At 71.5% G+C, this 25,918-nt stretch carries 25 protein-coding genes; 21 read left to right on the forward strand and 4 right to left on the reverse strand.

Annotated features, from left to right (window positions below; translation table 11 throughout):
• Positions 1–89 precede the first annotated feature (89 nt).
• Together AB0I82_RS04655 and AB0I82_RS04660 are read left to right on the forward strand one after the other, a co-directional pair.
• A complete protein-coding gene (locus AB0I82_RS04655; RefSeq protein ID WP_363255593.1) occupies positions 90–833 on the forward strand; it encodes an MgtC/SapB family protein in 744 nt (247 codons plus the stop codon).
• Positions 834–937: 104 nt separating this feature from the next.
• Positions 938–2,122: a saccharopine dehydrogenase NADP-binding domain-containing protein gene (locus AB0I82_RS04660; RefSeq protein ID WP_363255594.1), complete on the forward strand. Its 1,185-nt coding sequence runs from the start codon at positions 938–940 to the stop codon at positions 2,120–2,122.
• Between the two features lie 36 nt (positions 2,123–2,158).
• On the opposite strand, the gene AB0I82_RS04665 is transcribed toward AB0I82_RS04660, so the two are convergent.
• Positions 2,159–2,860: an endonuclease V gene (locus AB0I82_RS04665; protein WP_363256076.1), complete on the reverse strand. Its 702-nt coding sequence runs from the start codon at positions 2,858–2,860 to the stop codon at positions 2,159–2,161.
• A gap of 187 nt (positions 2,861–3,047) precedes the next feature.
• Here AB0I82_RS04665 and AB0I82_RS04670 point away from each other — a divergent pair, with 187 nt between their 5' ends.
• Together AB0I82_RS04670 and AB0I82_RS04675 are read left to right on the forward strand one after the other, a co-directional pair.
• Positions 3,048–3,842, forward strand: a complete 795-nt coding sequence (locus tag AB0I82_RS04670; protein ID WP_363256077.1) for a response regulator transcription factor — start codon at positions 3,048–3,050, stop codon at positions 3,840–3,842.
• 72 nt (positions 3,843–3,914) lie between these two features.
• Positions 3,915–4,601, forward strand: a complete 687-nt coding sequence (locus AB0I82_RS04675) for a flavodoxin domain-containing protein (RefSeq protein WP_363255595.1) — start codon at positions 3,915–3,917, stop codon at positions 4,599–4,601.
• A gap of 117 nt (positions 4,602–4,718) precedes the next feature.
• Here AB0I82_RS04675 and AB0I82_RS04680 read toward each other — a convergent pair whose 3' ends face one another.
• Entirely contained in the window at positions 4,719–4,895 is a 177-nt protein-coding gene (locus AB0I82_RS04680; RefSeq protein WP_363255596.1) for a hypothetical protein, read from the reverse strand.
• A 159-nt stretch (positions 4,896–5,054) separates the two neighbouring features.
• Here AB0I82_RS04680 and AB0I82_RS04685 point away from each other — a divergent pair, with 159 nt between their 5' ends.
• From AB0I82_RS04685 to AB0I82_RS04700, 4 genes are all read left to right on the forward strand, one after another.
• Positions 5,055–5,354, forward strand: a complete 300-nt coding sequence (locus AB0I82_RS04685; protein ID WP_363255597.1) for a YciI family protein — start codon at positions 5,055–5,057, stop codon at positions 5,352–5,354.
• Positions 5,355–5,594: 240 nt separating this feature from the next.
• Positions 5,595–6,509 carry a sugar isomerase gene (locus AB0I82_RS04690; protein WP_363255598.1) on the forward strand — a complete coding sequence of 305 codons (915 nt, stop codon included), beginning with the start codon at positions 5,595–5,597 and terminating at the stop codon, positions 6,507–6,509.
• Positions 6,510–6,618: 109 nt separating this feature from the next.
• Entirely contained in the window at positions 6,619–7,500 is an 882-nt protein-coding gene (locus tag AB0I82_RS04695; protein ID WP_363255599.1) for a class II fructose-bisphosphate aldolase, read from the forward strand.
• A 27-nt stretch (positions 7,501–7,527) separates the two neighbouring features.
• Positions 7,528–8,352, forward strand: a complete 825-nt coding sequence (locus tag AB0I82_RS04700) for a DeoR/GlpR family DNA-binding transcription regulator (protein WP_363255600.1) — start codon at positions 7,528–7,530, stop codon at positions 8,350–8,352.
• A gap of 74 nt (positions 8,353–8,426) precedes the next feature.
• Here the strand turns inward: AB0I82_RS04700 and AB0I82_RS04705 are convergent, their stop codons facing one another.
• Positions 8,427–9,215 carry an SDR family oxidoreductase gene (locus AB0I82_RS04705; protein ID WP_363255601.1) on the reverse strand — a complete coding sequence of 263 codons (789 nt, stop codon included), beginning with the start codon at positions 9,213–9,215 and terminating at the stop codon, positions 8,427–8,429.
• Between the two features lie 427 nt (positions 9,216–9,642).
• On the opposite strand from AB0I82_RS04705, the gene AB0I82_RS04710 reads away from it, so the two are divergent.
• The 11 genes from AB0I82_RS04710 to AB0I82_RS04760 all read left to right on the forward strand — a co-directional run bounded on the left by AB0I82_RS04710 (position 9,643) and on the right by AB0I82_RS04760 (position 19,985).
• Positions 9,643–10,245 (forward strand): TetR family transcriptional regulator, encoded by a 603-nt coding sequence (locus AB0I82_RS04710; protein WP_363255602.1) that lies wholly within the window; start codon positions 9,643–9,645, stop codon positions 10,243–10,245.
• 204 nt (positions 10,246–10,449) lie between these two features.
• Positions 10,450–10,770, forward strand: a complete 321-nt coding sequence (locus tag AB0I82_RS04715) for a hypothetical protein (protein WP_363255603.1) — start codon at positions 10,450–10,452, stop codon at positions 10,768–10,770.
• A gap of 35 nt (positions 10,771–10,805) precedes the next feature.
• Complete coding sequence (locus tag AB0I82_RS04720; RefSeq protein WP_363255604.1) at positions 10,806–12,710, forward strand: FUSC family protein; 1,905 nt, start codon at positions 10,806–10,808, stop codon at positions 12,708–12,710.
• Positions 12,711–12,910: 200 nt separating this feature from the next.
• Entirely contained in the window at positions 12,911–13,417 is a 507-nt protein-coding gene (locus AB0I82_RS04725; protein WP_363255605.1) for a MarR family transcriptional regulator, read from the forward strand.
• Between the two features lie 137 nt (positions 13,418–13,554).
• On the forward strand, positions 13,555–13,800 hold the full coding sequence (locus tag AB0I82_RS04730; protein WP_030267555.1) for a DUF2630 family protein: 246 nt from the start codon (positions 13,555–13,557) through the stop codon (positions 13,798–13,800).
• Positions 13,801–14,133: 333 nt separating this feature from the next.
• Positions 14,134–14,547, forward strand: a complete 414-nt coding sequence (locus tag AB0I82_RS04735; RefSeq protein ID WP_030267553.1) for an SsgA family sporulation/cell division regulator — start codon at positions 14,134–14,136, stop codon at positions 14,545–14,547.
• A gap of 306 nt (positions 14,548–14,853) precedes the next feature.
• On the forward strand, positions 14,854–15,264 hold the full coding sequence (locus AB0I82_RS04740; RefSeq protein WP_363255606.1) for an SsgA family sporulation/cell division regulator: 411 nt from the start codon (positions 14,854–14,856) through the stop codon (positions 15,262–15,264).
• A 126-nt stretch (positions 15,265–15,390) separates the two neighbouring features.
• A complete protein-coding gene (locus AB0I82_RS04745) occupies positions 15,391–16,098 on the forward strand; it encodes a response regulator transcription factor (protein ID WP_363255607.1) in 708 nt (235 codons plus the stop codon).
• A 95-nt stretch (positions 16,099–16,193) separates the two neighbouring features.
• A complete protein-coding gene (locus tag AB0I82_RS04750) occupies positions 16,194–17,633 on the forward strand; it encodes an ATP-binding protein (RefSeq protein ID WP_363256078.1) in 1,440 nt (479 codons plus the stop codon).
• Complete coding sequence (locus tag AB0I82_RS04755) at positions 17,630–18,259, forward strand: hypothetical protein (RefSeq protein ID WP_363255608.1); 630 nt, start codon at positions 17,630–17,632, stop codon at positions 18,257–18,259. The genes AB0I82_RS04750 and AB0I82_RS04755 overlap by 4 nt, the downstream gene beginning before the upstream one ends.
• 94 nt (positions 18,260–18,353) lie before the next feature.
• Positions 18,354–19,985 (forward strand): GMC family oxidoreductase N-terminal domain-containing protein, encoded by a 1,632-nt coding sequence (locus tag AB0I82_RS04760; protein ID WP_363255609.1) that lies wholly within the window; start codon positions 18,354–18,356, stop codon positions 19,983–19,985.
• A 21-nt stretch (positions 19,986–20,006) separates the two neighbouring features.
• Here the strand turns inward: AB0I82_RS04760 and AB0I82_RS04765 are convergent, their stop codons facing one another.
• The gene (locus AB0I82_RS04765; RefSeq protein WP_363255610.1) at positions 20,007–21,008 is read right to left on the reverse strand and encodes a multicopper oxidase domain-containing protein; all 1,002 of its coding nucleotides are present in this window, start codon (positions 21,006–21,008) and stop codon (positions 20,007–20,009) included.
• Positions 21,009–21,207: 199 nt separating this feature from the next.
• On the opposite strand from AB0I82_RS04765, the gene AB0I82_RS04770 reads away from it, so the two are divergent.
• Positions 21,208–23,688 (forward strand): ThuA domain-containing protein, encoded by a 2,481-nt coding sequence (locus AB0I82_RS04770; protein WP_363255611.1) that lies wholly within the window; start codon positions 21,208–21,210, stop codon positions 23,686–23,688.
• A complete protein-coding gene (locus tag AB0I82_RS04775; protein ID WP_363255612.1) occupies positions 23,685–25,862 on the forward strand; it encodes a family 16 glycoside hydrolase in 2,178 nt (725 codons plus the stop codon). Before AB0I82_RS04770 ends, AB0I82_RS04775 begins: the two co-directional genes overlap by 4 nt.
• Positions 25,863–25,918: the final 56 nt, after the last annotated feature.

The raw sequence follows: 25,918 nt of genomic DNA on the forward strand, positions 1-25,918 counted from the left end.
CACTTTCCACAAGCCCTTCCGGGCGGCTTTGCGCGCGGGTCGGTCCCCGCCGCCGTTGCCTCCTCGCGAGCGCCGGTGACAATGGCCGGATGCCTTCCTCGAACCTCGCCGCCGCACTGTTCGACCCCGCCACCGGCCAGGGCTGGCGCCAGATCATCGAGCTGGCCATGGCGCTGCTGCTGTCCTCCCTCATCGGGCTGGAACGCGAGGCGCGCCAGAAGAGCGCGGGCCTGCGCACCCACACCCTCGTGGGCGTGGGCAGCGCGCTCTTCATGGAGGTGTCGATCCACGGCTTCGGCGCGGTCACCGGTATCGAGGGCATCGGACTCGACCCGTCCCGGGTCGCCGCGCAGGTCGTCTCCGGCATCGGCTTCATCGGCGGCGGCCTGATCTTTGTGAAGAAGGACGCGGTACGCGGCCTGACCACGGCCGCGACCATCTGGCTGACCTGCGCCATCGGCATGGCCTGCGGCGGCGGACTGCCGCTGCTCGCGCTCGCCTCGACGGCCGTGCACTTCCTCGTCGTACGCGGCTTCCCCAAGCTCACCGACCGGATGTCGATGGCCCCGTCCCTGGAGCGCTTCGAACTCCGGCTCGCGTACCGCTCCCAGCGCGGCCTGCTCGGCCGGATGCTGGAGATGTGCACCAGCAGCGGTTTCCAGGTGACCGACGTACAGGTCGAGACCGGGCCGGAGGAGCCCGACCGGGTCGCCAGTGAAGTACTGCTCCGCCTGGAGGGCACCGCCTCCCCACACGATCTGCTGGAGCGCCTGGCGGAGCTGGACGGCGTCCGCGGGATCACTATGGGGCGGGAGGCGGATCGTACGGAGTGAGGGCGGGCCTTATGGGGCGGCGGCCGGATGCCTGTTGACGTCACGTCCAACAGTCCATAGCGTGCGGAACCTCGCCGAGTAGATCACGCCAGAGGAGACGCACCATGGGACGACAGGACGACGCGGGGCGGGCGTACGACGTCGTCCTCTTCGGCGCGACCGGCTTCGCCGGCCGGCTCACCGCCGCCTATCTGGCCGCGCACGCGCCCGAGGGCTGCCGCTGGGCGCTGGCCGGTCGCAACCGGGCGAAGCTGGAGCGGCTCCGCGACGAACTGGCGGCCCGTCACCCGGCCTGCGCCGATCTGCCCCTGCTGCACGCCGACGCCGCCGACCCCGCGTCCCTGCGCGAGGTGGCCGCCGCGACCCGGGTACTGGCCACCACGGTCGGGCCGTATCTGAAGTACGGCGAACCGCTGGTCGCGGCCTGTGCCACGGCGGGCACGGACTATGTGGACCTCACCGGTGAGCCGGAATTCGTCGACCGGATGTATCTGCGCCACGACGCGACGGCGCGAGCCACGGGCGCGCGCCTGGTGCACGCCTGCGGCTTCGACTCCGTCCCGCACGACCTCGGCGCGCACTACACGGTGGGGCTGCTCCCGGAGGGCGTACCGCTGCGGATGGCCGGCTACGTCCGCACCAACGCCACCTTCTCGGGCGGCACGCTGGCCTCCGCGCTGACCGCGGTGTCCCGCCCGCTGGGCATGGTGCGCGCCGCCCGTGAACGGCAGCGCGCCGAGCCGCGCCCGGTGGGCCGCACGGTACGCGCGGTACTCGGGGTGCCGACCCGGGAGCAGGGCGTCTGGGGCGTACCGCTGCCGACCCTCGATCCGCAGGTGATCGCCCGCTCGGCGGCCGCCCTGGAGCGGTATGGTCCGGACTTCCATTACCGGCACTACGCCGGCGTCAAGCGGCTTCCGGTGGCGGTCGGCGGCGTACTGGGCGCGGGCGCGGCGTGCGGCCTGGCCCAGCTCCCGCCCGCGCGCCGGTGGTTGTCGGCCCGGCTCGCGCCGGGTGAGGGGCCGGACGAGGCGCGCCGGGCGAGCAGCTGGTTCGCGGTCCGCTTCGTGGGCGAGGGCGGCGGCCGCCGCGTCGTCACCGAGGTATCGGGCGGCGACCCCGGCTACGACGAGACAGCGAAGATGCTCGCCGAATCGGCCCTGAGCCTGGCGTACGACGAACTCCCGGACACGGCGGGCCAGGTGACGACGGCGGTCGCGATGGGCGATGCGCTGAGGGAACGGCTTACGCGGGCGGGGGTGCGGTTTCGGGTGGTCGGTTCGGAGTGATCGAGGTGAGGGGTCCGGGCGGGGTACGGCCCCCGTTCACGCCTCCGCGAGCGCCCTCCGGCACAGCGCGTCGGCGGCCCGAGTGGTCTCCGGCTGCCGGTACTTCGCCGCCAACCGCAACGTATGGGCACACGCCCGCTCCAGCCCGACCCGATGCCCCACGGACACAAAGACCGGCTTCACTCCCGGCTGCGTCCGCAGCGCGCGCCCGACCTCCTCGCCACCGTCCAACAGCGCGGAGGCGTCACCGCGCGTCGGCCCAGGAGCCTCGTACGTAAACGTGAACGGGTTCTTCGCGACGCCGATCACCGGCAGCCCCGTGAGCACGCCGAGGTGGCAGGCGAGCCCGAAACGGCGCGGGTGGGCGACCCCGTAACCGTCGCAGACCACGAGGTCGGGGACGCGCGCGAGCCGGTCGAGGGCGTCGAGCACGGTCGGGATCTCCCGGAAGGCGAGCAGCCCGGGAACGTACGGGAACGACACCGGCCCCACCGCCGTCACCTCGTCAACGACGCGCAGCGTACGGGCGTCCAGCGCGACGGCCGCCGCGGCGACGACGCCCCGCTCGTCGTCGTACGCCACGTCCACGCCCGCCACCGTGCCGTCGAGGTCCGGCTCGGGTCCCGGCTCGTCGAGCACCACGTGGCGGCGCAGCCGGTCCTGGGCGGCGCGGGCCGCGGCCTCGTCGGCGGGCCAGTTGCGCAGTTCGTCGTCGCGGGAAACCGTTCCGGAGATCATCACGATCCGGCACGCTACCGGGTCCCTACCGGGTGCAGCGCGCCCTCCTCGGGTGCAGCCGCCCGACGACCTTCTTGCCGGGGGCTCTCCGGTCCCGGATGGGGCTTGTCGGCCCATGGTGATGCGCGCGCGGGTGCACCACGCTGGGCTCGTCGGACCGGACAAGGACAAGGACGGAGCCGAGACCATGACGGAGCCCGGCGGTGCCAAGGCATCCCCCATCCGCGTCTTCCTGCTGGACGACCACGAAGTGGTCCGCCGCGGCCTGCGTGACCTCCTGGACGCCGAGCCGGATCTGACCGTCGTCGGCGACGCGGCCGACGCCCGCCAGGCGCTCGCCCGCGCCCCCGCACTGCGCCCGCATGTCGCGGTGCTCGACGTACGCCTGGGCTCCAGTACCGACAGCGGTGACCATGAAGGCATCGACGTCTGCCGGGAGTTGCGCGGCGCGCTCCCCGGCCTGGCCTGCCTGATCCTCACCTCCTTCGATGACGACGAGGCGCTGTTCGACGCCATCATGGCCGGCGCCGCGGGGTACGTACTGAAGCAGATCAAGGGTTCCGACCTGGTGACGGCCATACGGACGGTGGCGGCCGGCCAGTCGATGCTGGACCCCGGAGCCACCGCCCGCGTCCTGGCCCGCGTCCGCGGCCCGGTGGCGCCCGCCGGCCCGCCGGAACTGGCCCGCCTCTCCCCCAGGGAGCGGCAGATCCTCGACCTGATCGGCGAGGGCCTGACGAACCGCCAGATCGCCGACCGCCTCTTTCTCGCCGAGAAAACCGTCAAGAACCGGATCTCCGCCATCCTGACCAAGCTCAAGGTCGGCCGCCGCATCCAGGCCGCGGTCATCGCGGAACGCGTCCGGGACCGGGAACTCGTACGGGATCGGGAACTCGTACGGGATCGGGACCGGGATCGGGACCGGGAAGTCCTACCGCCGGTTCTCGAGCCGGAGGAGATCCCCCCGTCGCCCCGCGCCTGACCTCCCGCGTCGACGGCGTTCGTCGAGGTCACCGACCATCTCGGGAAAGCGCCACAACCCCCAGGAAGCGCCATGGCCAAGCCCCGCATACTGATCGCCTACGCCCACGGCACCAAGGCCGAATTCACCCGGGCCATCGCGGAGGAAATAGCCACCGTGCTGCGCGAGGACGGCTTCGATACCGAGCTGCGCCCCGCGGCGGAGGTCGTCAGCGTGGGCCCGTACGACGCCGTCGTACTCGGCGGCGCACTCCACGCGAACCGCTGGCATCGCGACGCCCGCCGCTTCGCGCGCCGACACGCCGCGCAGCTGCGCTCCCGCCCGGTATGGCTATACAGCAGCGGCCCTTCGAGCACTTCGGCGAACGATCCCGACGCACCACCGGTCCCAGGCGCGGACCGCGCAATGAACCGGGCGGGCGCCCGCGGACACATCACGTTCGGGGGTCGTACGGGTCGACCGGGTCGTCCCGGTCGGCTCGGGCGGCTCGGGCGCTACGGCCGCTCCGAGGGCGCCCGGGGCGCCGGGGGCTACGGCTCATCCGGCGGCCCGGCCGGTCCGGCCGGCCCCGTCCGCCGCCTCCGCGGCCTGTTCGGCCGCTCGACGACGGACCGGAGCCAGGACCGGGACCAGGTCAGGGACCAAGACCGGGACCGGTCCGACGACAGCCGGGCTCCGTCCGCCGATCACCCGGACATGGACCTGACCCGCGTACGCGACTGGGCCCACCACATCGCCAACGAGGTGACCGGCCCCTGAGAACCGAACGAAGGCGAGCCGTGGGCCACTATCACCGCGCGGGACCGGCGTTCACTCCGGCGCCGCTGTACGACGGCGGCGTCACTGTGCGGTGCTGTCGGCCAGGCCGCCAGCCGTTCAGCGCGGACCGCCGCCGAAGAGCCCGGCGAGCACATCGCCGGCGAACTCCAGCCCCGCCTGCTCCCTCGGGGTCAGCTGGTCCGGTTCGTCGGCGGGCGCCGCAACGGCGGACCCCGTGGCGAGGAGCCCGGCGGCGAAGAGGGCGGTGAGCATGACAGTGAGACGACGCATCATGTGCTGTTCCCAACCGTGAGGAGACAGGTGCGCCCTCCATCCTCGGCCGCCCTCCGACCCCCCGCCACGCGACGCCCCACCCACTGCTGCGAACGGACCACCCGACCGTCCCCATCACCCACCACACCCTCCTCACCCCACCTGTCTTATATTCCAGGGATGTTCGTACTCGAATTGACCTACACCGCTCCCTTCGACCGCGTGGAAGCCCTGCTCGACCAGCACGTCACCTGGGTGGAGCAGCACTTCGCCGCGGGGCATTTCCTCATCGCGGGCGTCAAGCAGCCCCGCGACGGCGGCATCGTCATCGCCTCGGTCGACGACCGTGCCACCGCGGAGAAGATCACCCAGGAAGACCCGTTCGTCGTGGCCGGCGTGTGCGAATACCGGATCACGGAGTTCATCGCCACCAAGACCGCCGCGGACCTGGCGAGCTACCGCCAGCAGCCGCCCGCCTGACGACGACCGCCCCAGAGGGGTGCGCGGCCAGAACCGGCCGCGCACCCCTTCTCTTTTCTTCGCCCCCTCCCCTCCCCCAGCTAACTCGAACGAGGGATGGCACACCCTCCCGCCCGTGCGTACAGTTGATTGCAGTGAAGCCGAATCTTGCACTTTCGCGCATCACCCCGGCATTAAAACGCAAGACTGATGGACCGATGGACTAACGGACTGACGGACTGACGGAGGGGCGGCATCACCATGACCGGCACGTCGTACATGGAGCAGGAGCTGAGCAGCCAGCCGGAGACGTGGCGCGAGGCCGCGCGCCTCGGCAGTGAAGACGGCCCGCTGCCGAAGCACGGCCTGCGCGTCGCCGTCATCGGCTGCGGCACGTCATGGTTCATGGCGCAGTCGTACGCCGCACTGCGCGAGTCCGCAGGCGCCGGCGTTACCGATGCCTTCCCCGCTTCCGAGAGCTTCCTGGGCGCCGACCGTGGCTACGACGCGGTGGTGGCCATCACCCGCTCCGGGACCACGACCGAGGTCCTGCGCATACTCGAGGCCGTCCGGGGCCGGATCCCCACGGTGACCCTGCTCGGCGACCAGGACACCCCGGCGAGGGAGCTCTCCGACAAGACCGTCGCACTCCCCTTCGCCGACGAACGCTCCGTCGTACAGACCCGGTTCGCCACCACGGCCCTGGCCCTGCTCCGCGCCCATCTGGGCGAAGACCTCTCCGCTGCGATACGCGACGCCGAGGAAGCACTGACCACCCCCGTCGAGCCGGAGTGGGTCGACGCCGAGCAGTTCTCCTTCCTCGGCACCGGATGGACCGTCGGCCTGGCCAACGAGGCGGCTCTCAAGTTGCGTGAGGCATCGCAGAGTTGGACCGAGTCCTACCCGGCCATGGAGTACCGGCACGGCCCGATATCCATAGCCGCCCCGGGCCGTGTCACCTGGCTCTTCGGCGACGCGCCGGACGGGCTGGCGGAGGAAGTCACCCGCACGGGCGCCCGGTTCGTGGCGCACGACCGTGACCCGCTCGCCGACCTCGTACTGATCCACCGCGTCGCCCTGGCCCGCGCCCGCGCCCGCGGCCTGGACCCCGACAACCCCCGCAGCCTCACCCGCTCAGTCATGCTCAGCACCACCCCACCCACCCAACTGCCCTGACCGCCCCCTTTCCTCATCCCCTGACCGCCACCTTCCCTCATCCATCGTCCTGGCTGTCTTTCCTCATCCCTCATCCCTCATCCGTCCCTACTCCAGGGAGGCCGGCTCCATGCCACTCGTCCCCACGTCAGAGATAGTCCGGGCCGCCGATGAGGCACGGGTCGGCGCGGTGTCGTTCAACGTCATCCACCTGGAGACCGCCGAGGCGCTGGTCACCGCCGCCGAGCGCACGGGCATCCCGGTCATCCTCCAGATCAGCGAGAACTCCATCCGCTATCACGGCAGCCTGCTGCCGATCACCCGAGCCACCCTCGCGCTCGCGGAGGCGTCCCCCGCACGGACAGCGGTGCACCTGGACCACATCACCCAGCCGCAGTTGGTGCACGAGGGCGTCGCGGCGGGGGTGAGTTCGGTGATGGTCGACGCCTCGGCCCTCCCCTACGAGGAGAACGTCGCGACCACCGCCGAGCTGACCGCCTGGTGCCACGAGCGGGGGGTGTACGTCGAAGCGGAGCTGGGCGAGGTCGGCGGCAAGGACGGTGTCCACGCACCGGGCGTGCGCACCGACCCGAAGGAAGCACTGGCATACGTCACGGCCACGGGGGTGGACGCGCTCGCCGTGGCGGTCGGGTCGTCACACGCCATGCGGGAGCGTACGGCCGTACTGGACAAGGAGCTCATCGCCGAACTGCATGAGAAGTTGCCGGTTCCCCTGGTACTGCACGGCTCTTCGGGCGTACCGGACGAAGAGCTGCGCCGGGCGATAGCTGCCGGCATGACGAAGATCAACATCTCGACCCACCTGGTCTCGGTCTTCACCCGCTCCCTCCGGGGCACCCTGGCCGACGACCCGGACCTGGTGGACTCGCGGAAGTACATCAAGCCGGCCCGGGCAGCGGTCGCCGACGAGGCAGCCCGAATACTGAGCGCCCTCGGCGGGACGACGGCACTCCCGGGCCAGTACGCCCCCGCGACCTCAGCCCGCGGCTGACGCCCAGGCGGCGGTTAGGGTCTTCGCATGAAGCGCCATGAACGGATGAATGCCCTGCTGGAGCTGCTCGGGGAACGCGGCAGGGTGGATGTCGACGAGGCGGCGACCGCGCTGGAGGTCTCGGCCGCGACGATGCGCCGCGACATGGACGCGTTGGCCGAGCAGCAGCTGCTCACCCGGACGCGTGGCGGTGCAGTGCTGAGCTCCGTGGCGTACGACCTGCCCATCCGTTACAAGCACACCCATCGAGCGGCGGACAAGGAGGCGGTGGCCCAGGCGGCGGCCAAACTGGTCGAGCGCGGCGATGTCGTCGGGCTCAGCGGCGGTACGACCACCACGGAGATCGCCCGGGTCCTGGCGACCCGGCCGGAGTTCGCGGAGGCCGGCCCGCAGCCGCACCTGACGATCGTCACGAACTCGCTCAACATCGCCAACGAGCTCGCCGTACGGCCGCAGATCAAGATCGTGCTGACGGGCGGCGTCGCGCAATCGCGGTCGTTCGAGCTGGTCGGTCCGTTCAGTGAGCTGGTGCTGCAGCAGATCTCGGTGGACATCGCGTTCATCGGCGCGAATGGCATGGATCCGCAGATGGGGGCAACCGTGCATGACGAGGCGGAGGCCCGCGTCAACCGCCTCATGGCCGAGCGATCCCGACGAGCCGTCATCGTCGCGGACTCCTCCAAGATCGGCACCCGCTGCTTCGCCCGAGTCGGCGACGCCGATGTCTTCGACACCTTCATCACCGACAACAGGGCGGAGGAATCCACCAGAAAGGAGTTCACGGACCGCGGCCTACACGTCATCACCGCCTCGACCCAGCAATACGAGACGGTCACGAGTGCGGAGGGCTGACGGGGACCGCACGTCCGCCCCGTGCGCCGTGGTCGGCGCGGGCCCGCCTCGTGCGGTCGCACTGAGTGCGGGCGTCACGTGGGGCGGAGGAGGGCTTCGGCTCCGCCGTCCAGGAAGAGGAGTTGGCCGGTCATGTGGGTGTTCTCGGGGGAGGTGAGCCAGGTCAGGAGCGGGGCGACCTGTTCGGGGCGGGCGTGGCCGTTGAGCGGCATCGGGACGGCGGCGTCGACGAGCCGGCGCGTGTCGGGGTCGGCGAGCATGCCTTCGGTCATCGGGGTCAGGACGGTGCCGGGACCGATGGCGTTCAGGGGGATGCCGGCTCCCGCCCAGTCGGGGGTGACCGCGGTGCGCCGTACCCAGCGGGCGATGGCAGCCTTGGACGAGCCGTAGAGAAGGTGCCCCTCGCCCCGGTCGATGGCGCTCTGCGCCGCCGCGGTCGTCGCCGCCTCGTCGCCGGCCAGGGCGGCGTCAACGATGGCCGGGTCGGAGGGGTGTACGGCGGCGACGGAGGCGACGACGGCAGCGCGCGGGTCGGTGCCGGCGGCGAGCAGCGGGCGCAGGCGTTCCAGGGTGGCGACCGCGCCGAAGTAGTTGACCTTGACGGTGGCGGGCGTGAAGTGCGCGAGGCCGGCGCAGGCGATGACGGCGTCGAGCCGGCCGCCGGTGAGTTCCCGGGCGCGGGCGGCAAGTTCGGCGCGGCCCTCTTCCGTGGCGAGGTCGGCCGCTATCGCGACGCCGGGCGCCTCGGTGGTCCGGTCGGCACCGATGACGGTGTGGCCCTCTGCCCGGAGACGGGCCGCGGTGGCCTCACCGATGCCTGATGCCGCTCCGGTGACGAGGTAGGTGCGCGAGGCAGGGGGCATGGCCGGTAGCTCCTTCGCTGCCGGCACCGCGCCGGCCTCGGGCGAGTGGAGTGACCAACCTAGATTAAATGGCATGGCGTGCCAATAAGAGTGACGAGGGGCGGGGGTGGGGGTGGGGGTGGGGGCGGGGGGAGCCCCCCCGGGGGACAAGGGGCTGCGGTCGGGGGCCACAGGGAGCGGGCGCAGGCACTGTGGGTGCTGCAGGCACTGTGGGTGCTGCAGGCGCCGCGGCGCTTCCGGCGCTGCGGGTACCGAGATGCCGCAGGTGCTGCGAGTGCTGCGAGTGCTGCGAGTGCTGCAGATAAGAGGGGCGACAGAGTTGTCGGAGGTGACGGGGTGATGTGGGGACTGTGACAGAGTGACGAGGTTCCGGGAGGGGGTGCCGGGGTGCGGGACGGTGGGGAGCGGGCGGAGAGGGGCGACGCGTATGGCAGTGGGGCGGGGGCGGCCGGCGATCGACGAAGGGCGGCGTCAGGCGACCCGGATGGCGATTGCCGAGGCGGCGGCGGAGTTGTTCTCCGAGCGTGGGTACGAGGCGACGACGGTCGAGCACATCGCGGGGGCGGCCGGTATCTCGCTGCGTACCTTCTACCGGTACTGCCCGGCGAAGGAGGACGCGCTCACGCCGGTCTTCACATCGAGCGTCAGCGGCCTGGCCGACGAGCTGGCCGCGCGGCCTGCCACTGAGCCGTTGAGCAAGGCCGTCGAGGCCGCGTTCGCCGACGCGGCGTCGCTGCGCCGCCTGGCGGACGCGGATCGGGCGCGGCGGCTGCTCCGGGTGATGGGCTCGGTACCGGCACTCCGTACGCGCTGGCTGGCAGCCGGGCGGGAGTTGCAGGACCGGCTGGCACCGGTGCTCGCGCCGCGTACCGGCGGCGGTTCCGACAGCATGGAGACCCGCCTGCTGGCCGCGGCGCTGATCGATGCGATCACGGTGGCGATGGAGTACTGGGCACGAGGGGATGAGGAGGAGGACGTCATGGCGCTGACCGCTCGGGCGTTGCGATACCTGCGGATCGACCACCTGTAGTCGATCGACACCACCTATAACGGTCCACCACCGATAGTGGGCCCACGACCGCAGCACGGGGCGGAGCGTCCTCGGGGGCGTGCTCCCGTGTCGGGCGCCCCGCGTGCCCCCCGTACCGCAGCGTGCTCCCTTGTACGGGTGGGGTGCCCCTTGTCCGGCTCGCGGAAAATGCGATAGTCAAGTGGACCGATCACGGGGGGACCCATGCGTAGATTTCTGGCTGCAGTCATCGCTGCCGCCGTACTGAGCGGGACGCTGGGCATGGCGTCGGCGGAGCCGGCCGCCGCCGCGTCCGGGCACCATCGGACACCGCAGTGCGTCAAGGTCGTCAAGTACTTCACGAAGAAGCACAAGCGGTACGTCCGGCTGGCGAACCTGTGCGACAAGCGGACGGCCTGCTTCACGGTCGTCGTACCGATGCGCCCCGATACGCGCGGCCGGCTGAAGAAGGGCACGACGAAGAACGTGCGCTACGGGACGGACCGCGACCCGCGAGCCCTGTACGTCAAGAACCGTCCCTGCTAATCCTTCACCTGTAAAACACCTGCTAATCTTTAAGCATGGGCAAGCATGCTGGACCGACGCGACTGAGACAAAGGGACACGAAGAGCGACACAACGAGCGACACGACGGGCGTTGTCCGGGTGCGGCCGTTGCCGGTCAAGAGCACCGTGCGGCTGCGTCGGCCCCTGGAGGCGCGGCACTGGCACAAGCCCGCGTTCAGCGCGGCCGTCGCCATTGCCGTGCCCGACCTGGCGCTGCTCGCCCTGGACCGGATGGACCTGGTCCTGTACACCTCGGCCGGTGCGATGTGCGCGCTGTACGGGCACAACAAGCCGTACGCCGCACGTGCCCGGACCGTTGCCTGGGTGGTCCTTTCCATGATCGCCAGCCTGGCCGTCGCCCTGGTCAGCTCGGCCTTCATCGGCAACACCGTGCTGCTCGTGCTGATCGCCTCGGCGCTGGCGGCGGTGCACAAGATGATGTGCGACGCGACCCGTATCGGACCGCCCGGCAACCTCATCATCACCTTCATCTCGGCCTCGGCCTTCTTCGTGCCGCAGCCGCCGGGCCTGATCCCGTTCCATCTGCTGCTCGCCGTCGCGGGCGGCGCCGTCGCGTGGCTGGTGTGCATGGCGCCCTGGCTCGTACGGCCGGAGGGGCCGCAGCGGATCGCCACGGCGCGGGCGCTGGAGGCCGCGGCCGGGCTGCTGCGCGCCGCGCCCGACGCCGCCGGTCCCCGCCACGCGACCGCGGCCGCGGTCAACGCCGCGTGGCAGACGTTGTTCCTCGTACCGGCCCGCAGTGCGGCCAAGTACACCGCCAGAGCCCGGCTGGAGCGCCTGCTCATCCAGGCCGAGTCCGCCCTGTCCGAATCGGCCCCGTCCAAGCCGGCCGCCGGGGCCCGCGCCGCGGACGCCGCGCGCTTCGACGCCTGGGCGCATGACCTGCGCCGCGGCCGGCCGCTCCCTGAGGTGGCACTGGACGCCGGGCAGACCGCGGAGCTGGCGGGCATCGCCGCCGATCAGGCGGCACTGGCCGGCACCGGGACCGAGACCCGCACCGGCTCCGGCGCCGACGCCGGCTCCGGGCAGGGCGGCGGTGTGGCCGGTCTGCGGCGCCCCTCCCCCGACCACCTGCGTGGCTTCCGGCCCGTGCTGGCGCAGCTGCGGCCCGGTTCGCCGCTGCTGCCGGTCGGGGCGCGCGTCATGATCGGCTGTACGCTCGCGGGCTGGGCCTCCATGGCCATCGGCTCCGAGCACCCGTACTGGGCGGTGGTCACCGCGGCCTCGGTCTTCCAGGCCAACACCACGCTCTCCTGGCAGCGCGCCGTCCAGCGCGCCCTGGGCAACCTCCTCGGGCTGCTGCTCTTCACCGCGCTGCTGCCGGTGATCCACACCGGGCACCTGGCGATGGTCCTGCTGGTGCTCCTCTTCCAGATCGGCGCGGAGGCGTGGATCCCCCGCAACTACTGGCTCGGCTCGGTCTGCGTCACCCCGATGGCGCTGCTGCTCACCTCGTTCGGCAACGCGATGCCCGCGGGCGTTCTCGTGCGCGACCGGTGGGTGGACACGGTGGTCGGCGCGGTCATCGGCCTGATCTGCTGCGTACTGGTGACCAACCGGCGCGCCACCGACCGCATCGAGGCCGCGGTGGCCCGTGTCGTCGCGGCCCGGGAAGCGGCGGACGAGCTGCTCGCGGCGGATCCGCCGGACGACGCCGACCTGCCGAACGACGCCGATCCGCCGGACAGCGCCGGCCTGCCGGACGATCGTGAGGTGGGGTGGGCCCGCGACCGGCTCGCCGCGGCGCTGGTCGAACTGCGCGAGGCCGTCGAGGTGGCCTCCGGCGAATGGTGGCAGCGTGCCCTGCCCGCCGAGCGCGTCGCCCTCACCGAGCGCGACGGCCACCGCACGCTCGCCCGCCTCGTCCGGCGCCTCACCGCGCCCACACTGGCGGCGTAGCGGCCGGCGGCCAGCAGCAGACCCAAGCGTACGAACCAGGCGTACGAGCCAGGCGAGCGTACGCACCTCGTACGAACCAGTCGTACGCACCAGTCGTACGAGGCAAACAGCGTCGGCGGTCCGGCCCCGGCGTGAGACACGGGCACGCGCCCCGTGGGCAGAATGGGCGCGGAAGAACGGCGGAAGAAGGAGAGCTGAGCGTGGCCGAGGACATCGTCGCAGGGGTGCTGCGGCAGTGGCAGCAGGTGCACCCCGGTCTCGACACCGGGCCGATGGCCGTGATCGGACGGCTCAACCGCTGCTCCGCGCTGCTCCAGCAGGCGGTGGACGCTCCGCTCGTACAGGAGGGGCTGACCCGCGCGGAATTCGACCTGCTCGGCACGTTGCGGCGGACCGGACGCGAGCTGACACCGGGGCAGCTGGCGCGGGAGACGTTCGCGTCGGGCGCCGCCGTCACCAAGCGGCTGCGGCTGCTGGAGGAGCGCGGCCTGGTCGCCCGGCGCGCCGACGCGCGCGACCGCCGGGTCGCCCACCTCAGCCTCACCGACCAGGGCCGCGACCTGATCGACCGGCTGCTGCCCGATCAGCTCTCGTTCGAGTCCAGCCTGCTGTCCGGGCTCTCCGGCGAGGAGCTGGGGAACCTCTCCACGACCCTCTCCGACCTGTTGCTGCACCTCGAGGGGCGGCTGGGCGCCCCGCGCACCTGACAGCGACCCGCCGGCCGTCAGGCACCCGGCCCGGCCCTCACGGCAAAGCCTCGTCGCGCCGAATCGCGGCCGAGTGCGCCGCTTCCTACAGTGAGCCGTAAAGGCCCTGGGGCTTGTCCGGTAGTGAGGAGTGACCCATGGACCAGCAGGAGATCCTCTCCCGTATTGCGGCGATGGTGGAGACCGAGAAGGCGCTGCGCGAGCGCATCGCCACCGAGGAGACCGGCGGTGACGAGGAGCGTACGCAGCTGGCGGCGCTGGAACGGGAGCTCAACCAGTGCTGGGACCTGCTGCGGCAGCGGCGCGCCAAGAGCGAGTTCGGGCAGAACCCGGACGAGGCCGCCGTCCGCCCGTCGTCCCAGGTGGAGCAGTACCGGTCATAGGAACCGATACCAGTCGTACGACAGGCTCCCGGCGCGGCACCGCTCCGGAGTGGCGTACGCATGTCCCGCCGCGGCGGCCGGTACGTTCGGCGTATTCGGTGGTCGCCCCGGGCGCCGGGGTGCGTACGGCAGCCGGCGGGGAGCGCACGCGTTCTGCTTCCGGCCGCTGGCGCCGGGAGGCGGTGCGCGGTCGGTGTGAGGAGCGGTTGTCCGCTTCCCCCGGAGGCCGTGACGCAGCTCACGCGGAAATCCGGTGCACTGCCGTAACGATGCGGCCGTCATAGATGTCGTACAGGCAAGGAACCGCACCGGACAGACACCAGGGAGCCGACGATGCCGGACATCATCGATCACGCTGTTCAGGCCGGCCTCATCGCGACGGCACCGCAGTCGCGCGCCGTCCTCGCCCGTCTGCGCTACAAGAGCACCGATCCGTTCGCCGTTCAGGCGATCTTCCCGGCCGCGGCTTCCCTGGACGGCGCCGAGGTCCGCTGGACGTTCGGCCGCGACCTGCTGGCGGCGGGGCTGCTGGGTCCTGCCGGGGAGGGCGACGTGCACGCCTGGCCGTGCGGGCCGCGCCACACGATGCTGGAGTTCCACGCCGCCGACGGCATGGCGATGGTGCGGTTCGCCTCCGCCGATCTCCGGCGCTTCCTGGCGAGTGCGTACCTGGTGGTACCGCGCGGCGCCGAGCCCCGGTTCCTGGACGTGGACGCCGACCTCGCGGCGCTGCTGCGCGAGGCGTGAAGTACCGGGCGCGAGAAGAACCCGGGCATCAATGGCGGAACCCGGACGTGAAGGCCGGGTTACGGGCACGAAAGGCGGGACCCGGGTGCGTGCCCCACAGGAACACCTGATATTCCGTATCTGACACAGCAGAACAGGAGGGCCCGAACGTGGGCGCCTCCCCCAGATAACGCGGTTCACACCTGACATGACATAGATCACACCCCTGTCACATGCACGGCTCAGCCGGGCACAGCGTCTAGCAGAGTGAGCCGTGTGCACACCCGGCCACCATCACGACCCCACAGCCGTAAGGGAGCAGCCGCGATGCAGAGCGCCATCGACCAAGCCGTGCAGGTCCGTCTGATCGCGACCGCGCCGGGGTCGCGTCCGGTGCCCGCCGCCCTGCACTACCACCCGGCCGACCCGCTGGCCGTGCGGATGACCTTTCCGCCGGAGATCTCGCTGGACGGCGCCGCGGTGGAGTGGACGTTCGCGCGGGAGCTCCTCTCCCAGGGGCTGCGCGGGGCGGCCGGTACCGGCGACGTACGGGTGCGGCCGCTCGGCGACGACCGGACCGTACTGGAGCTGCACGTGGCGGACGGCGTCGCGATGGTCCAGATGAGCTCCGCCGACATCCGGCTCTTCCTGGCGCGCGCGTACGAGGCGGTGCCCGCCGGGGAGGAGCGGCTCGACGTGGACGGCGGCCTCGCGGAGCTGCTCGGCGGCGAGGGCTGAGAGGGCTGAGAGGGCCGAGGGAAGCCCAAGGGGCGCCAAGAGAGCCGGGAGGACTGAGAGGGGCCAACGGGCCCCGTCACGTGCCCCTGTTACCGACCCGTCAAGAAACGTATCGATACTGGTCACATGCCACGAGTACTGCTCATCGAGGACGACGCCGCCGTTCGGCACGGAGTCTCGCTCGCGCTGCGGCGGCGCGGCCACGAGGTGGCGGCCGCGGCCAGCGGCGAGGAGGGGCTGACCACACTGCCGGCCTTCCGGCCCGACATCGTGCTGCTGGATCTGATGCTGCCGGGCAAGGACGGCTTCGAGGTGTGCCGTCGCATCCGGGCCGACCGGCAGCTGCCGATCATCATGCTCACGGCGCGCGGCGACGACCTCGATGTGGTGCTCGGCCTGGAGGCGGGCGCGGACGACTACATCGTGAAGCCCGCCCGGGGCGAGGTGCTGGAGGCCCGTATCCGGGCGGTGCTGCGGCGTACCGCGCCGCCCGCGCTGGATGATGGCGGAGCGCCCGAGCCCGGTCCCGTACCGGTGGAGGCGCACGGCGAACTGATCGTGGACCGGGCCGGGCTGGTGGTGGCCAAGAACGGGCAGGATCTGGCGCTGGCACCGTCGGAGATGAAGCTGCTGCTGTTCCTGTCGGCGGCGCCGGGGCAGGTGTTCAGCCGTCAGCAGCTGCTGGAGCATGTGTGGGAGCACAGCTACCACGGGGACGCGCGGCTGGTGGACGCGTGTGTGATGCGGCTGCGGACGAAGATCGAGGACACCCCGCGGAGTCCGAAGTACGTCCAGACGGTCCGCGGCTTCGGCTACCGCTTCGGCCCGCTGTGACGGGAACAGAGCCGGGAACGGAGACGCGAAGGAAGACGGGAACGGACGCGCCGGACGCCCCGACCGCGCCCTCGGCGGAATCCCGCCGCACCCGGCTGCGCCAGCTGCTGCGCGGCCTCCGCGCCCGCCTCGTCGTCGCGTTTCTGCTGGTCGCGGCCGTCAGCGCGCTGACGACTGCCGCGCTCACGTACCGGGAGGCCCGGAACGCGATCCTGGAGCGCTCGCAGGACACCGCCATCAACGATCTGCGGGCGCAGATCAATTCGCTCGCGCCCGACCTGCCCGTGCCGCCCAGCCGGGCCGATCTGGACGAGTTCGCCCGGCAGCTGGACCGGTCCGGGAAGGCCCGGGACTGGGACGTCGAGGCGGACTACGAAGGCGTGCCGGGCGAGGGCTCGGGCGCGGACGTGGCGGTGCCGGACGCGCTGCGGGAGTCCGTGGAGCAGCGGCATGTACCGGCGTTCCAGCGGGTCGAGCGCGAAGGCGAGCCGTGGCTGCTGATCGGTATGCCGGTCACCCGGGCGCGCGATCACGCCCCGTCCCGGCTGTCCGTGTACGCCCGGGTGCCGCTGCGCGCCGAGGAGGCCAATGTCGAGGAGCTGGTGAGCGCCGCGCAGCGGGGTGCGTTGCCGGTGCTGGCGCTGGCTCTCGTACCGGCGCTGTTCGCGGCCCGCGGCGTGCTGCGGCCGGTACGCAAGCTGCGGCAGGCGGCCGGGCGGCTCGCCGAGGGCAAGCTGGACACCCGGCTGGAGGTCAAGGGCGGGGACGAACTGGCCGAGCTGTCCCGTACGTTCAACGACATGGCGGCGCATCTGGAGGAGAACGTCGCGGAGCTGCGCCGGCTGGAGTCCAACTCGCGGCGGTTCGCGGCGGATGTGTCGCACGAGCTGCGGACGCCGCTCGCCGCGATGACCGCGGTCACGGACGTGCTGGACGAGGACGCGGAGGCCGGGGAGCTGGACCCGGACACCGCGTCGGCGGTGCGGCTGATCAGCCAGGAGACCGGCAAACTGGCCCGCATGGTGGAGGACCTGATGGAGGTGTCGCGGTTCGACGCGGGGGCCGCGGCGCTCCATGTGTACGACGTGGACGTCGCCGAGGCGATCCGCAAGACGCTGCAGGCCAGGGCGTGGCAGGACCGGGTGACGACCGATCTCGCGGCGGACGTGCGGGCCCGGCTGGACCCGCGCCGGCTGGACGTGGTGGTCGCCAATCTGGTCGGCAACGCGCTGCACCACGGGGGCGAGCCCGTCGCGGTACGGCTGCGCGCCCCGGAGGACGGCCGGCTGGAGATCGAGGTGGCCGACAACGGGCCGGGCATCGACCCGGAGGTGCTGCCGCATGTCTTCGACCGCTTCTACAAGGCGGATTCGGCCCGTGCGCGGTCCGAGGGCAGCGGGCTGGGGCTGGCGATCGCGATGGAGAACGTACGACTGCACGGTGGCACCCTGCGTGCGGCCAACTCCCCGGAGCCGGACGGCGGCGCGGTCTTCACGATCGAACTGCCGCTGCGCTCGGGCGAGGAGGAGGCGTGAGAAGGAACGCGAGAGGGAGCGGGTACGGACGCGCGGTACGAGGCGCGCGCGGGCGCCCGGGACACCGGGCGGCCGTGGCCGTCGCCGCGCTGCTCGTCGGGGCGACGCTGGCCGGCTGCGGCATCGAGCCCAGCGATGTGATCGACGCCGGGGAGCCGGCGACGGGGCTGAAGTCGGACGGGCAGGCCCCCGCCGACGTGCAGTTGTTCTTCCTCGCCTCGACCGGGCTGCGGTCCGCTGCGCGGTCGGCGGACCGCCCGGCCACCCCGCAGCGCGCCGTCGACCTGCTGCTGACCGGCCCGAATGCGGCCGAGCGGCAGCGGGGCCTGACGACCGCGCTGCCGGATCTGCGCGGCCGGGTCACCGTCACGGAGCACGCCGGCCGCCTCACGGTGACCATGCCGACCGATCCGGAGAAGCTGGACCAGCCCGCGCTCGGCCAGTTGGTGTGCACGGCGGCCAACGGGCAGGTGCCCGGCGACCGGCCGCCCGAGGAGGTACCGGTGACCGTGCGCGGCAAGGACGTGGAGGTCGGCCCGCTGGTCTGCGGCGGCAACAACGCCTACCCGTACCTCACGCCGCGTACCGCGTCCCCGAGCGCTGCCCCCACTGCCCCGCACTCCTGACCGGGCGGCCCACTTCCTCTACGCTGCTGTCGGCGATCACTCCGGTCACCATGCCGACGGGGCAAGGGAGTTGCGGATGGTACGGCGGTCAGCGGTGCGTGGGAACGCGGCTTCGGGAGCGTACGACTACACGTACGACTACATCGTCGTTGGGGCGGGTTCGGCGGGCTGTGTGCTCGCCGCCCGGCTCTCCGAGGACCCGACGGTGCGGGTCGCGCTGGTCGAGGCGGGCGGCCCGGACCGCCGGCAGGAGGTGCGCATCCCCGCGGCCTTCCCGAAGCTGTTCAAGACGGCGTACGACTGGGACTTCAGTACGACCGCGCAGGCTGCGCTGGACGGCCGGGCGCTGTACTGGCCGCGCGGCCGCACCCTCGGCGGCTCGTCCTCGCTGAACGCGATGATGTGGGTGCGCGGGCACCGCGACGACTACGACGCCTGGGCGGCGACTGCGGGCGAGGAGTGGTCGTACGACCAGGTCGTACGCTACTTCCGGCGGGCCGAGCGATGGGCGGGGCCGCCGTCGGGCGGCGAGGCGCGGAAGGCACCGGCGCACGGCTCGGCCGGTCCCCTGTGGATCTCCCCGGCGCGCGATCTGCACCCGCTCTCCACCGCCTTCCTCGACGCCTGTACGGAATCCGGCCTGCCGCTGCTGCCGGAGCTCAACGGCCCCGACCACAGCGGCTGCGCGGCGACCCCGCTCTCGCAGCGGCGCGGGCGGCGCTGGAGCACGGCGGACGGCTATCTGCGGCCCGCGCTGCGGCGCGCCAACCTCACGGTGCTGACGGACCGCGAGGCGCGCCGCGTTCTCTTCGACGGGGACCGGGCGTGCGGGGTGGAGCTGGCGGACAGCGTGCTGCGGGCCCGGCGCGAGGTGCTGCTGAGCGCCGGTGCAATCGGCTCCCCGCAGCTGCTGCTGCGCTCGGGCATCGGGGACGCCGAGGACCTCAAGACGCTGGGGATCGCGCCGGTGGCCGATCTGCCGGGCGTCGGGCGGCACTTGCAGGACCATCTCTCCGTGCCCGTACTGCGGTACGCGCAGCACCCGGTCACCCTCACCGGTGCCGGTACGCCCGCCAACATCGCGCGCTATCTGCTGGCCCGGCGCGGCCCGCTGACCTCGAACGTCGGCGAGGCCGTGGCGTTCGTACGCAGCGCGCCCGAGCTGGCGGCACCGGACCTGGAGCTGATCTTCGCGCCCGTGCCGTTCGTCGGCCACGGCCTCACTCCGCCGACCCAGCACGGCGTGACCATCGGGGTCATACTGCTGCAGCCGGAGAGCCACGGCCGGATCACGCTGACCGACGCCGATCCGGCCGCGCCGCCGTGCATCGAGCCCGCGTACCTGAGCGCGCCGGCCGACCTGCGGCGGATGGTCGCGGGGGTGCGTGTCGCCGAGGAGCTGTACGGCACGGCGGCGCTGCGCCCGCACGTCGGCGGCGCGCTGCCGCCGTGCCCGGAGCGCACGGACGACGCCGGGACCGAGGCCATGGTGCGGGCGCTGGCGGAGACGCTGTACCACCCGGTGGGCACCTGCCGGATGGGCACGGGCGACGATGCGGTGACCGATCCGGCGCTGCGGGTCCGTGGCGTCGAGGGCCTGCGGGTGGTGGACGCTTCGGTCATGCCGAACATCACCCGGGGCCACACCAACGCCCCGACCGTGATGATCGCCGAGCGCGCCGCCGATCTGATCCGGTACGGGGACGGGGCCGGCGACGTGGGGTGAGCCGGCGGCGCGCTGCCGCGGTCAGTGATGTCCGTCGTGGCCGGGGATCGTGCCGTCCGGCTTGGCGATCAGCAGCATGCCGGCCATGCCCATGTCGGAGTGGCTCTGGACGTGGCAGTGGTACATCCAGGCGCCGGCGCCGACCCCTTCCCCCGCGATGAACTGGAAGCCGAAGGAGTCGGCCGGGCCGGTGATCTTGTTGTCGACGATCCGGCTCGGGTCGTCCGGCCCTTCCAGTAGGCCCGTGCGGTTGTCGGCCCAGCGGTGCCCGTGCACGTGGAACGTGTGGTAGTACTCGCCGTGCGTGATCATGATGATCTCGACGCGGTCGCCGATGGTGGCCTTGAAGTCCGGCCCCTTCGGCAGGTTGTTGATGGTCATGTCGTTGAAGACGATGGTGAACTGGCGGTCCGGGTCGGGCAGGATGTCGCCCTCCCGGCGGACCACGACCGGGCCGTAGAGGCCCTTGCGGATGCCGCCGGTGCCGTGCTCGGTGCCGACGACATGGTCGTGGTAGTGCCAGTAACCGGCGCTGCCGGGACGCCAGGTGCCGTCCTTGCGTCTGCCGGGGGCGTGCGTGCGCCAGGTGTAGGTGCGGGTGCCGCCCGGCTCGATGTGGCTGCGGTTCATCTTCGTGCCGTCGCTGGCGGTGTCGTAGTCCACGCCGTGGACGTGCAGGCTGGCCGCGACATCGAGGGTGTTGGTGACCTCGATGTGCAGGGTGTCGCCTTCGGTGCACTCGATGAGCGGGCCGGGGATGGTGGCCTTGCCCTTCTCCAGGCCGTAGCCGAGCTTCCCGTCGGGGAGTTGCTCCATGTAGAGCTTCAGGTGCTTCACCTCGCCGCCGGCGCCTGCCCGGCGGACGGTGCCCTGAGGCGCGGCGGCGGGCGCGGCGGCGGGCGCGGTGGCCGAGGCCGTGGGGGCCAGGCCGATCGTGCCGAGTGCCGCGGCGGCTGCCCCGCCCGCGAACAGCCGGCGGCTGAACGTGCCCCGCACGGTGGAGTTTTCGGCTGTCTCGGTCATCGTGCTCCCCTCGCAGAAAGCGCTCTCGGCAGTGCGCCGCTTGGGACGGTAGCGCCGTGATCTTCGTTTATCCACGGCAAGGACAAAGTTTGGTGAGTTGCGGTCATAGCTATTGGCGGGCCGCCGAAAGAGGTCTAGCTTCGTCGGCTGTCGCTGTGTCTTCACGGCACAGCTGTGTCCTCAGAGGGGTGGGTGAACCATGCGTCGCGCACCACGTCAGAAACGCACCACCACCGGACGGCTGAGACGGACGGCCGGGCTGTCCACGTTGGCCGTCACGGCGGCCCTGCTGGGCGGAACCCCCGCGCTGGCCGGGGCCCCACCGGAGCCGTCCGTACCCGAACTCGCACTGCCCTCGCCGCCCGGTGGCGAGAACGTCCGCGTCCTGGTCTTCCACGCCTCGGCGGGCGAGGAACCGCCGACGGTGAACGCCGGTATCGAGGCCATCGAGAAGATCGGGCGGCAGGGACCGGCCGCCGAACACTTCACGATCGAGGCCACGGCCGACCCTTCGATCTTCACCAAGCCCCGGCTCGGCCGGTACAACGCGGTCGTCTTCCTGACCGGCGGCGGCGATGTGCTCGATCCCGAGCAGGAGGCGGGGCTGGAGAGTTACATGGAGGCCGGCGGCGGGTTCGTCGGCATCCACAACGCGGCGCGCGCCGAGCCGTACTCCGACTGGTTCACCGGCCTGATCGGCGCCCGCCCCACGGGGGGTACGGACAACATCCAGCGCGCCACCGTCGAGGTCGGCGACCGGGACAACCCCGCCACCAAGAGCCTGCCGCTGGAGTGGAAGCGCCCCGACCGGTGGCTCAACTGGGCGGAGAACCCGAGCGGTTCAGTGCATACAGTCGCTCGTGTACGGGAGACCACATTCCGGCCGGGTGCCGGGGCGACCGGCGCCGACCATCCCATCTCCTGGTGCCGTGACTACGATGGCGGGCGGTCCTTCTACACCGGCATGGGCGGCACCGCCGCCGGCTTCCAGGAGACGGACTTCCGCGCCCATCTGCGCGGCGCGCTGCTGTGGACCACCCGGCTGGCCCGCGCCGACTGCCAGGCCACCATCGCCGCCAACTACAAGGCCGAGCGGGTCACTCAGCCCAATCAGCCCGGGCAGCACGACCAGATCGGCGAGCCGCACGGTGTGGTGACCGCCAAGGACGGCCGGGTCTTCTACATCGGCCGCGGCGGCGAGGGCTCCGACGCGCCCGTGATCACCGACTGGAACAACCCGGACATCGGCAAGGGCAAGGGCACCGTCCACGTCTACGACCCCGAGACGAAGAAGGTCACGCTCGCGGGCGAGGTCACCGTCTTCGGCAACAAGGGCGGCGGCGGTGAGCTGGTCAAGAACGAGGAGGGGCTGCTCGGCATCGAGCTGGACCCGGACTACCTCGCCAACGGGTGGGTGTATCTGCACTACACGCCGCACTCGGAGATCAATCGCGACACGCACATGGCCGAGCGCCGCGTCTCCCGCTTCACGATGGATCCGAAGACGAACAAGCTGGACCTGTCCTCGGAGAAGGTCCTGCTGAAGTGGCCGGTGCAGATCCACAGTTGCTGCCACTCGGGCGGCGGCATGGCGTGGGACTCCAAGGACAACCTCTACATCGCCACCGGCGACAACAACTCCAGCCAGTTCAGCGACGGTTACTCGGGAAACAACCCGGAGCCGAACTTCAAGGGCGTGTCGTTCGCCGACGCCCGCCGCACCGCGGGCAACACCAACAACCTCAACGGGAAGATCCTGCGGATCCACCCCGAGGACGACGGCACGTACACCCTGCCCGAGGGCAATCTCTTCACGGGCAAGGAGACCGACGAGGGCGGCGGCAAGACCCGCGGCGAGATCTACGTGATGGGCGTCCGCAACCCCTCCCGCATCTCCGTCGACAAGAAGACCGACACGCTCTACGCGGGCTGGGTCGGCCCGGACGCGACCGACCCGAGCGAGACCTGGGGCCCGGCGAAGTACGACACGTTCGCCGCGATCACCCATGCCTCCAACCGCGGCTGGCCGTTCTGCATGGGCAACAACCAGCCCTACCGCGACCGCAACCTGCCCGACCCGAGCAAGCCGCTGGGTTGGTACGACTGCGACAACCTCAAGAACGAGTCGCCCAACAACGACGGACTGGTCAACATCCCGCCCGCCGAGCCCAACAACATCTGGTACGCCCCCGCCGGCGGCGGCCCGGACTATCCGCGCGATGCCAACGGTGTGCCCAGCTACAAGAAGTCCGAGCAGAAGTTCCTGCTGCCCTGGCTCAAGGGCGGCGGGCAGGCCGCGATGGACGGCCCGATCTACCGCTACGACGCGCAGACGGCGGGCAAGAACGCCTGGCCCCAGTACTGGGACGGCAAGTGGTTCGTGGGCGACTTCTACGACGGTGAGCAGCCGCGGAACGCGGTCGTCATGGACCCGAAGACGGCGGGATCGGGCGGGCTGCCCGTGCACGCCGAGACCCTGGACAAGATCATCCCGGTCGGAGCCGACGGCATCCGCAACCTGATGGGCTGGACGTTCGCGCCCGACGGCTCGCTCTACGTCCTGGACTACGGGCGCGGCTTCTTCACCCACGACGCCAAGTCCGCACTGTGGCACATCACTTACCACGGCGGCCCGGCAACTCCGCTCCCCGCGGACCTGGCCCGGAAGGCGGTCAAATGAACCGGCGGCTGACCGCTCTGCTGTCCGTGCTCTTCCTGCTGCTCGGTGTGGGCGCCACGGCGGCCTACGGGCAGCCCGCGCCCGCCGCGGAGCAGCAGGTGCTGACCTGGACGGCGGGCGACGACATCACCAAGTACGCCTCGGCGCCCACCACCGCGGTGGCCGGGAAGACGACCATTGTCTTCGAGAACAGCGAGGCCACCGGCAACACGATGGGCATGCCGCACACCCTGACCTTCGACGTCTCCGACCCGGAGTACAACCAGGACGTCAGCCTCAACATCCTGGCCAACCCCGGTGACTCCTCGGGCGGCAAGCACACCGCCGAGGTCACGCTCACGCCCGGCAAGTACCGCTACCACTGCACGATCCCCGGCCACGAGCAGATGCAGGGCATCCTCGTCGTCACCGACGGCGGCAGCGAGGACAGTACGGCGCCGGAGACCTCGGCGAAGGTCGAGGGGCAGAAGAACGCCGACGGCGCGTATGTGGGCAGCGCGACCGTGAGCGTGTCGGCGACGGACGACGGGTCGGGCGTCGACCGTATCGAGTATGCAGTGGGCGATGGCGGCTTCCAGCCGTACACCGCGCCGCTCGTGGTCGACCAGGTCGGTACGCACAAGATCCGTTACCGGGCGGCCGACAAGGCGGGCAATGTCGCGGCGGAGAAGTCCGTGGACTTCACTGTCGTCGCGCCACCGACGGACGACACGACCCCGCCGGAGACGAGCGCGACCGTGTCCGGTGAGAAGAACGCGGACGGCGCCTACATCGGCATGGCGACGGTCACCGTCAGCGCGTCCGACACCGGGTCGGGGGTCAACACCATCGAGTACGCGCTCGGGGACGGTGCCTGGCAGCCGTACACCGCGCCGGTGATGGTCCACGAGGCGGGCAGTCACAAGGTCCGCTACCGGGCCGCCGACAAGGCCGGCAACGCGGCCGCGGAGAAGTCCGTGGACTTCACCGTCGTCGCGCCGCCGCCCGAGGACACCACCCCGCCGGACACCGCGGCGAAGGTCGAGGGCGACAAGAACTCGGACGGCGCCTACATCGGGAAGGCGACGGTGACCCTCACGGCCACCGACGAGGGCTCCGGCGTGGCGAAGACGGAGTACTCACTCGACGGTGGGCCGTACATCGCATACGAAACACCGGTGATCGTCGACCGGGTGGGGTACCACTCGCTCGCGCACCGGGCGACCGACAAGGCGGGCAACACTTCGCCCGCGCGGACGGTCTCCTTCACCGTCGCCACGGGCGGCGGGGTGCCCGCGCCGCCCTGCCCCGAGCACGACGAGCGGCTGACCGTCATCGTCGGCACGGTCGACACGGGAGTACCGAACCGGGTCACCGGCAACCGCTGCACGATCAACGAGCTGATCGAGGACGAGAAGGACTGGTCCTCGCAGGCGCTCTTCCTCAAGCACGTCACGGAGGTGACCGACAAGCTGCTGAAGGAAGGGGTGATCGACAAGCGGGAGTACCGCGCGATCAACAAGGCGGCCCGCCAGTCCGGCATCGGCAAGCCCGGACAGCACACCGGCTACCGCGACCTCTTCGACGGGACGCAGGCGTCCTTCGAGAAGTGGCAGCACGTGGGCGGCGGTGCCTTCTCGCTCACCGGTGACGGCGCCATGACCAGCAGTACGACGGTCGACGGCATGGGCATGCTGTGGTTCCCCGAGCGGCGCTTCGACGACTTCTCGCTGAAGCTGCAGTTCCGGGACGACGCGCCGGGCACCGGCAACGCCAACGGCGGGGTCTTCGTCCGCTTCCCGGACGTGCACGACCACCCCGAGGAGTCCCGTCCGGAGTGGGTCGCCATCAAGTACGGACACGAAGTCCAGATCCTGGACCGGCCGGACGGCGACATGTACAAGACGGGCTCGATCTACGGCTTCGACCGGGTCGGCCTCGGCGGCGCCGGGGTCACGCCCAAGGGCACCTGGAACGACTACGAGATCCGGGTGACCGACCAGCACTACGAGATCTACCGCAACGGCAAGCTGATCAACGAGTTCGACAACACGGGCGGGCAGAGCTTCTACCCGCCGCGCTCCGACGACCCGGGCACCGACGGCCGGCGCTACGCCTCCGGCTACGTCGGCCTCCAGGTCCACGGTACGAGTGATGTCATCTCGTACCGCAATATCCGCATCCAGGAGCTGTGAGCACACGTACTCGCAGTGACGGCGGCGGCCGCCGGGGAGCTTCCCCGGCGGCCGCC

It is taken from the genome of Streptomyces sp. NPDC050315, from assembly GCF_040655775.1.
Classification (GTDB): domain Bacteria; phylum Actinomycetota; class Actinomycetes; order Streptomycetales; family Streptomycetaceae; genus Streptomyces.